The organism is Endozoicomonas atrinae (genome assembly GCF_001647025.1).
In the GTDB taxonomy this organism is placed as follows: Bacteria; Pseudomonadota; Gammaproteobacteria; order Pseudomonadales; family Endozoicomonadaceae; genus Endozoicomonas; species Endozoicomonas atrinae.
The window spans coordinates 1-7,825 of record NZ_LUKQ02000247.1 but is presented as its reverse complement, the minus strand read 5'-3'; the positions used below and the strand labels follow the sequence as shown (position 1 = coordinate 7,825).

At 50.6% G+C, this 7,825-nt stretch carries 7 protein-coding genes and 1 pseudogene; 1 reads left to right on the top strand and 7 read right to left on the bottom strand.

The genetic code is table 11. The annotated features are described in order from the left end of the window. Nucleotides 1-101: 101 nt before the first annotated feature. The 7 genes from AK963_RS22850 to AK963_RS22820 form a co-directional block, all read right to left on the bottom strand. Nucleotides 102-608: a beta-ketoacyl-[acyl-carrier-protein] synthase family protein gene (locus AK963_RS22850; RefSeq protein WP_202969834.1), complete on the bottom strand. Its 507-nt coding sequence runs from the start codon at nucleotides 606-608 to the stop codon at nucleotides 102-104. 3 nt (nucleotides 609-611) lie between these two features. Continuing rightward, nucleotides 612-1,088 carry a MaoC family dehydratase gene (locus tag AK963_RS22845; RefSeq protein WP_066017723.1) on the bottom strand — a complete coding sequence of 159 codons (477 nt, stop codon included), beginning with the start codon at nucleotides 1,086-1,088 and terminating at the stop codon, nucleotides 612-614. Further along, entirely contained in the window at nucleotides 1,085-2,224 is a 1,140-nt protein-coding gene (locus AK963_RS22840; RefSeq protein ID WP_066017722.1) for an acyl-CoA dehydrogenase family protein, read from the bottom strand. The genes AK963_RS22845 and AK963_RS22840 overlap by 4 nt, the downstream gene beginning before the upstream one ends. A 97-nt stretch (nucleotides 2,225-2,321) precedes the next feature. After that, nucleotides 2,322-3,308 carry a bifunctional MaoC family dehydratase N-terminal/OB-fold nucleic acid binding domain-containing protein gene (locus tag AK963_RS22835; RefSeq protein WP_083232849.1) on the bottom strand — a complete coding sequence of 329 codons (987 nt, stop codon included), beginning with the start codon at nucleotides 3,306-3,308 and terminating at the stop codon, nucleotides 2,322-2,324. A 264-nt stretch (nucleotides 3,309-3,572) separates the two neighbouring features. After that, nucleotides 3,573-4,436, bottom strand: coding sequence for an SDR family NAD(P)-dependent oxidoreductase (locus AK963_RS22830; protein WP_066017720.1), 864 nt, complete (start codon nucleotides 4,434-4,436; stop codon nucleotides 3,573-3,575). Then, nucleotides 4,420-6,219 (bottom strand): FAD-binding protein, encoded by a 1,800-nt coding sequence (locus tag AK963_RS22825; protein WP_066017719.1) that lies wholly within the window; start codon nucleotides 6,217-6,219, stop codon nucleotides 4,420-4,422. The genes AK963_RS22830 and AK963_RS22825 overlap by 17 nt, the downstream gene beginning before the upstream one ends. A gap of 52 nt (nucleotides 6,220-6,271) precedes the next feature. Next, nucleotides 6,272-7,048, bottom strand: a complete 777-nt coding sequence (locus tag AK963_RS22820) for an SDR family NAD(P)-dependent oxidoreductase (RefSeq protein WP_066017718.1) — start codon at nucleotides 7,046-7,048, stop codon at nucleotides 6,272-6,274. Between the two features lie 284 nt (nucleotides 7,049-7,332). On the opposite strand from AK963_RS22820, the pseudogene AK963_RS22815 reads away from it, so the two are divergent. Next, nucleotides 7,333-7,825, top strand: a pseudogene (locus AK963_RS22815) (helix-turn-helix transcriptional regulator); the annotation flags it as partial.

Sequence of the window (7,825 nt, the reverse complement as noted above, 5' to 3'; positions counted from 1 at the left end):
ACTATGAAGATATTATCAATAAATGCTGTGAGGCATGGAATGAATTACTTTCTGAAGTTGGCCGATTGAAAAGTCTATGCTCCCGTTCATGGGCTGTTATTTCATAATTTAAAAATGGAATTGGTATAACGCTGTGCACACATGGCTACCCATGAAGCAGGAGTAACCAGACCATGGGGGATATACCAGCCATAATGCGCCGTTTCAAAATCGGCCTGAGCCTGGGTATCCTGCATACCGGCACCAAAACGGTATTCCGAACGCTCATTCATTGCCCGGTAGCAAACGACAACTTCACACACTCCGCTGGCCACCGCCATCGCCGCCTGCTGTACCGTTGCACAGGCAGCACCACCACCGTAATGAATCCGGCTGAAAAATTTGAGCTCTTCCCCACCGATCTCACGAAACACTTCTATTTCAGGGTTATTATCCAGGGTGAAGGTAACCAGACCATCCACTTCTGAAGGGTGGATACCAGCATCTTCTAACGCTGAAGTTACGCACTCCACAGCCAGCGTCATTTCACTGCGACCGGAGTTCTTGGAAAATTCGGTTGCGCCAATACCTACGATTGCGGCCTGGCCACTGAGAGATCCTGCTGCCATTTCTCATTCTCCCTGGTCTACTGCCGGCAAGGCGACCACAACGGTGCCTGTAACATGATTACCCATGCTGTTCTTACCAGTCACTGCAACTTCTACCAGGTTTTCCCCTGATACTTCCCGCTTGTCCTGCACCTTGCCCACCAGCTTCATGACATCACCGGCATAATTGGGCACACCCAGCTTTATCTTGACCGACTTCAGACGCCCTTTTGGTCCGGTCCAGTCCGTAATAAAACGGCCAACCAGACCATTGGTGGTCAGAATATTCATAAAGATATCCTGAGAGCCCAGAGCCTGAGCCTGATCCCGGTCATGATGAACATTCTGATAATCACGAGAGGCCAGTGCCGTCGAAACAATAAGGCGCGTTGTAACGTCTATCTCCTGAACCGGTAGCTTCTGACCAACATCTACCTGATCGAAACGCAGATCATTAAACTGCTGCGTCTTGTCCTGATTAGCAATCACGAGCCCACTCATAATACATTGACCTCTGCTGATTCGTCCGCCAGTAGTGCACCAAGCGCCGCCTGCTGATAAGTACCACCACCCAGGCTCAATTCAAGCTGCTTGGCCCAAAGGAAGTAACGGTGGAGTGGATAGTCAATATCGGCACCAATACCACCATGCAGGTGCTGAGCGGTATGCACCACACGACCACCACCGATGCAGGCCCACCATTTAGCAGTAGCAACGGCCGGCGCAGCGGCCTTTTCTTCTTCAAGTTGCCAGAGCGCCTGCCAGTAAGTGGAGCGCATGGCTTCTATATCGATATAAGCGTCTGCACAACGCATGGTGGTGCTCTGGAATCCGGCAATGGCCTTACCAAACTGCTTACGCTCTGTTGTGTATTCAGCGGTACGCCGTAAAGCCTCTTCAGTCACACCAACCATTGTCGCAGCAGCCGCCACCTGACCACGGGCAATAATCCATTCAAGTGCTTCTTTACCACTCTCAGCATCCACCAGAACATCCTGCGGTCTAACAGCAACGTCCGCCATTTGTACGGTATAAAGGGGTTCGCCATGCGTACTGGTCTGTGCGGTCAGCTCAACACCCGCCGCCTGGGTATCAACCAGAAGCAACACCGTGTTACCTGACTCATCCGTTGCTGGTGTTAAAATAGCCCTAGCTTCGCCAGCATAAGGCACACACTCACGAGTTCCGTTCAGAAGCAGGCTGTCGCCATTAGCTGAGACCGTTGCTTCAGCCCTGACAGCCTCAGGCATGCTCTGCTCGGCAAGTGCCGCTGTAAGAATGTGTTCACCACAGGCGAGTGGCTGCAGGTATCTTTCCTGCTGCTCTTTAGTGCCAAAGCGGGCAATCGGCAGCGCGGTCAGCACCAGGGAAGGAAGCAATGGCATAGGGGCAACATGCCGCCCCTGCTCCTCAAGCATCAGGCATAGCTCTGTTAAACCAAAACCACTGCCGCCGGATGATTCAGGAATGGCCATCCCCAGCAGCCCAGATTCTGCAAATTGGTACCAGAGGTTTTTATCAAACCCTTCACCTTCTGCTTTCAGCTGGTTCAGACGGGTCTCGGTTGCCTGATCAGACAGAATCTGTTTTGCCAGATCCCGAATCGCTCCCTGATCTTCACTAAATGAAAAATCCATTACACTGACTCCGCTATTCTCTTTTTATTCTTATAAAATGTTGCCTCAATCTCCGACCAATCATCGGAGCAACAACACCTGTTCATGCTTTCCCGGTTTATTCCGCTACCGGACTAAACAGAGCAAGTGTCAGCTCATCATCACACTGGGTAATTTCAGCCTTCACCGGCATACCAATACGGACGTCTTCCGGCTCAATATTGATCAACCCTGCGACCAGTCTTGTGCCTTCTTCCAGTTCCACTAGGGCAATAGGGTTCGGATCATCAAAGGCAGGCACCGCCGGATGATGCAAATTGACAAAGCTGTGAATAACCCCCTTACCACTGGCTTCTACCACGTCTTTTTCCAGAGACTGGCAGCTTGGGCACATTGGGGAAGGCGGGTGTCTCAGAGTCTGACAGGAAGTACAGCGCTGGATTAATAGCTTGCCCTGCTTTAAGCCTTCCCAGAAAAATGCGTTGTCACGATTCAACCCTGGACGGGGGCGCTGGGGAGCCTTAGGCTTATTGCTCTGGCTGTCGGCACTTGCCGGACGCTGAGCCTGTTGGGGAGCTTTGAACTTCAACAGACGGAAGCGCATCTCTGCAACTTTTTCATTGTCCTGATTAATAAACGTCCACAGTTCAGTAACAAAATACCCTTCCCCCAGGGCCGTCTGTTTCAACTCAGAGATCGACTCGATGGTCATGGTATGGGAGATATCATCACCGGGCTTTACGTAACCGAAATACTCCTGATCACAGTTAACCGCCACAACAGAGACATAGCCCGCTTCGTCCAGCATATCGAGAACATATGGCTGTTCTTCAGTTCTGGGAACTGAACCCGGTGCCGGCGTTTCCGTCACACCTTTCATGGTCCAGGCCTGAATCATGGTGGGTGGAGCAATAATTGATCCCTGGTCGGATTGCTTTGCATATTCCAGATTGGTGTACATGGGGTTGTCGTCGCCCATCGCCTGACACCAGTGACGGATCATTGGAAGATTGACGGGATCCCAGCTTCGCTGTGGACCCACCTCAACACCAATCATGGCAGCCATTCGGGCTTCCAGTTCTTTATTATTATTTTGTTGACTCATTACTTTCACCCTGATCAACCAATTGGAACCATGCTTTTAAACCGAAAAAGAAGCCGGTTCACTGATACATTCCATTCTACGCAGCCAATAACAGCCCTCAATTACAAAAACTGGCCATTGTCGGCTATCAATATGCGGCCTCTGCGCTCAATGAATGCGCAGATATAAAGATGAATTAAATCGGAGGCAGGAAATATTCAAAAAGATAGAAAGGAGGTTGCAGCCTCAGATTCTATGACATCGAAGGCTGCAAAAAGGAAGAGGTTACTCAATAACCGCAGGATTAGGCATTGCCGGCCCACCCAGGAATGCCCGATGAGAAGGTGGTTGCGCACCATTCACATCCTTAACACTGAGTTCTTCTGCCAGTTCTGCGCCAACCCAGATACGTCCGGTTCGCTCCAGCATATCATCACTGTTTGCCAGAGCAGCAATCACACGTCCACCAAACTCAGGAGATTCTGCAGTCGCAGCCAAGTCTGCGTATTTTTCAGGTTCAGCATCAAACACACGCTGGGTACGCTCTGTCAGAACCAGACCTAACCAGAGCGAAATACAGGCGACATTATGAGGCTTGAGATCAACCCCCATATCCGCCGCAAACTTATCCACCGCGGCCTTGCCACCGCCATAGGCAGGACCGTGCATATAACAGCGCCCACCAAACGACGATGTATGAACAATCAGTCCCTGCTTCTGCTCTGCCATTATTTTTGCACCGTAATAGCTGGCAACATAGGTAGAGCGCATTCCTACATCCAGGATATCCAGAAGAGAGAGGCTTTTCTCCCAGAATGGACCTGTCTGGGTCAACTCGTCAGGAACGGCAGTGGCATTATTTACCAGCACATCCAGGCGACCAGACTCTTTCTGAATCCGCCCAAACAGTTTCTCAACCTGTGCATCATCACTGTGATCACAGACCACCGCAATGCCTTTGCCACCACGCTCATTGATTGCTGCAGCAGTAGCGAATACCGTTCCCGGTAAAGGGGCATCCCCTTCCTGCTGGCTTCTTCCCGTTACATAAACCGTGGCGCCACTTTCCGCCAGTGCCAGAGCGATGCCCTTACCAACTCCACGGCTTGCACCAGTCACCAGAACAACCGATTCAGGCTTCAACAGCATTTTTATTCTCCTGAGTATTCTCAGCCGCTACGTCACCCGCTTTAACCGTACGGGCATCTACCTGACGCTGCGCAATATGGTTTGCCGAAAGATAACCAAAGGTCATGGCTGGGCCGATGGTTGAACCGGCACCAGGATAGGTTTGCTTCATGACCGAAGCAGAGGTATTGCCGATCGCGTACAGTCCGGAGATTGGAGAGCCATCCTCTTTAAGTACCTGACCATCGACGTCGGTAACCAGGCCACCTTTGGTGCCAATATCACCGATATTAACTTTCACCGCATAGAATGGGCCTTTCTCCAGAGGCCCAAGACAGGGGTTAGGCGTTGTATTTGGGTCACCGTAATAGCGATCAAACAAAGAATCCCCTTTGCCAAATTCAGGGTCTTTGCCCTCTGCCGAATACTGATTGTAACTTGTAACTGTTTCCTGCAAACCAGCAGCATCCACTCCAATCTTTTCTGCCAGTGCCTCAAGGCTTTCCGCTTTCTGGAAGAAGCTTTTATATCGCTTCGGCACCGCTTTATCTGGCACTGCATAGCCTGGCAGTAATGCACCACAAGGGTATTTATGACGGTATTGCGCATCAAAGACAAACCAGCATGGTACAGACTCAGTACCGTACATGCCGTCTCCAAAATCATTATAGGGAGCCGCTTCATTCATAAAGCGCTTGCCGTCTTTATTGACCAGAATACAGTTGGGTAAAGCACGCTCTACAAACATGGCCCTGGAGCGTGTTTCACCCTCAACATGGCTGGTCGGCGCCCACCAGCTGTGTTCCATCAATGCCGTTGCGGCCCCAAGGTTCTGGCCAGCCTGAATACCGTCCCCGGTATTAATCCCTTCTGGCGCAGCACTCCAGAGACTCTGTGAAGGTTGAGGGTGATATTTTTCCCGCATGGCCTGATTACTTTCAAAGCCTCCGGCACCAATGATCACTCCTTTTCTGGCCTTTACCCTGACCTGCTTGCCATTACGATTAACCACCACCCCGATAACCTGACCATTTTCTTCCACCAGAGATTCCATTGGACTGTTCAACCACAGGGGTATATCTCGATCCAGCATGGAGGCACGCAAAGCGGCAATCAGCGCATTTCCCAGGGTAAGAAATCGGTCCCGCCTGGATTTCATCCGCCAGAAGATATCCCGGTAATAGCGCCACATAATTCTCATATTGGTCAGCAGAAAACCTTTACCACGGCAGAGTAATACACGCGCCTCTTTCATGGTCATGGCCATGCGCCCCAGCATCAATGTGGCAGGTGTCGTTGGTCTCAGGTTTTCAAATTCACTGCCCAGTTTGCTGGCATGGAAGGGGATGGGATCCATGGAGCGATAGCCCGGCATCCCGCCCGGTAACTCTGGGTAGTAATCCGCATAGGCAGACTGGGCCTCATAACGAACCCGCGTGTTCTCTTCGAGGTAACGGAGCATTTTCTTGGCATTGGCCACATAGGCTTCAATCCGGCCATCCCCCGGCTCTTCTCCAATAACCCGCTTGATGTAATCGACGGCTACCTCATCAGCGTCTTTTATCCCCATGGACTGCATCTGGAAATTGTTTGGAATCCAGATACCGCCGCCGGAGATGGCTGAAGTGCCCCCATATTGATTGGTTTTTTCCACCACCAGCGTTTTCAGACCAAGATCATGGGCACGCAGTGAAGCGGTTAATGCCCCTGCACCAGATCCCACGACCACCACATCAACAATGGTGTCCCAGGGTTTGCTCCCGCCTTTTTTATTATTGCTATTATCCGACGTTCTGTTTTCCAAGTTAGTTACCCCTTGTCGTTATTATGGGAATCGTTTTAGGGATATTGATTGCTTAAACGTGGTATCCGCCATCTACACAAATGATCTGCCCGGTGATATAGCGTGCTCGGTTGGAAGCCAGGAAGCTCACGGCATCGGCCACTTCTTCAGCCTGGCCAAAACGCTTCAGGCAGAGGTTCTGCAATACCGCATCTTCCCAGGCCTGATCAAACACCTTACCTTTCAGCCTTAAAAATATACCAGCCTCAATAACACCAATGGCAACACTGTTTGCCCTTACACCATAGGCACCTTCTTCTTTTGCAATCCCTTTAATCAGGCTTTCAATGGCTGCTTTTGGAGCAACGGAGAGGACATCCCGGGCGGGGAAACGGAACAGGCCCGCAGAGCTGATATGAACTATAGAGCCACCTCCCTCTTTTCTCAGGTAAGGAATGGCCGTATGCGCAATATTGAAAAAGCCATTCACATCCGACTGGATAATGTCCTGCCAGAGCTCTGGTGTCGTTTCTGAAATAAACTGCTGGGGGATATCGTAGCCAGTAGCAAGCACTACGGTATGAATATTGCCATACTGATCGGCAAGGTCAGCAAACAGTTTCTCCGCACTTTCCCTGTCCCCCATATTGAGCTGAAAAGCCTCTGCCTGCCCACCGGCTTCAGCCAGGGAAGCAACCACTTCCAGCGCTTTATCCCGGTTGTTGTTGTAGGTCAGTGCAACGGTTGCGCCCTGCTCTGCCAGACGATGACAGACTGCAGCACCAACACCACCGCTGCCACCAACTACCAGCGCCACGCCTTGAGAAAACTCATTTTTATTATTATCCATAGCCTTGTCCAGGAAGCCAGAAGGTTACCGGTATCGCCATGATTGTGGTAACACAACCCTTTTCCAGCCTGCTGCTGAAGCAGTCCATAAAGGCAGGCGAAGTCAATGATGGATTCTTGCGGCTGCCCGGTAAACTCTCATCGTCTAAAAAGACTAACGAGCCAGAACCACTGAAATAGAAAGCAACTGTAAACGACCTTGGTTTTTCTAACTGAATCAGGCGATAATCACGGACAAATGGATCTTCCGATTACCATTCGGATCATAAAACGAAGAAAAGCCTAATGAGCAAAACCATCAGTGTTGAAGCATTCAGTAATTTGGTGGACAAGCTGTACGGGGGGTTACAAAGCAAAGTGCCCTGGAAGCTGTTTCTGGAATGCCTGGAACAGCAGATTGGCGCCAGCTTTTCTACCTTAATTCTGCGCCCTCCGTCCCAGGATACCGAAGGGTTGATTCTCAGTACTGGCGGTGCCCACCATAATGAAGCGCTAACCTCCTATAATGAGCACTTTTTTGCACTGGACCCTTTTGTTGATCTACCCAGTGGCCAGGTAGTAACACTGGATGAATTCATTCCGGAAGATGAACGACACCAGTCCGAGTATTTTCAACAATTTCTGGCACCTATTAATGTTCACCATATATTAGGCGCTGATATCCACACACCTGATGGCGCCAAGTGCAGCTTGAGAATCAGCCGCGGGAATGAAGAGAACCGCTTCAGTGATGATGACAAATGGCTGATTAACACCCTGATTCCACACCTGATGCGAG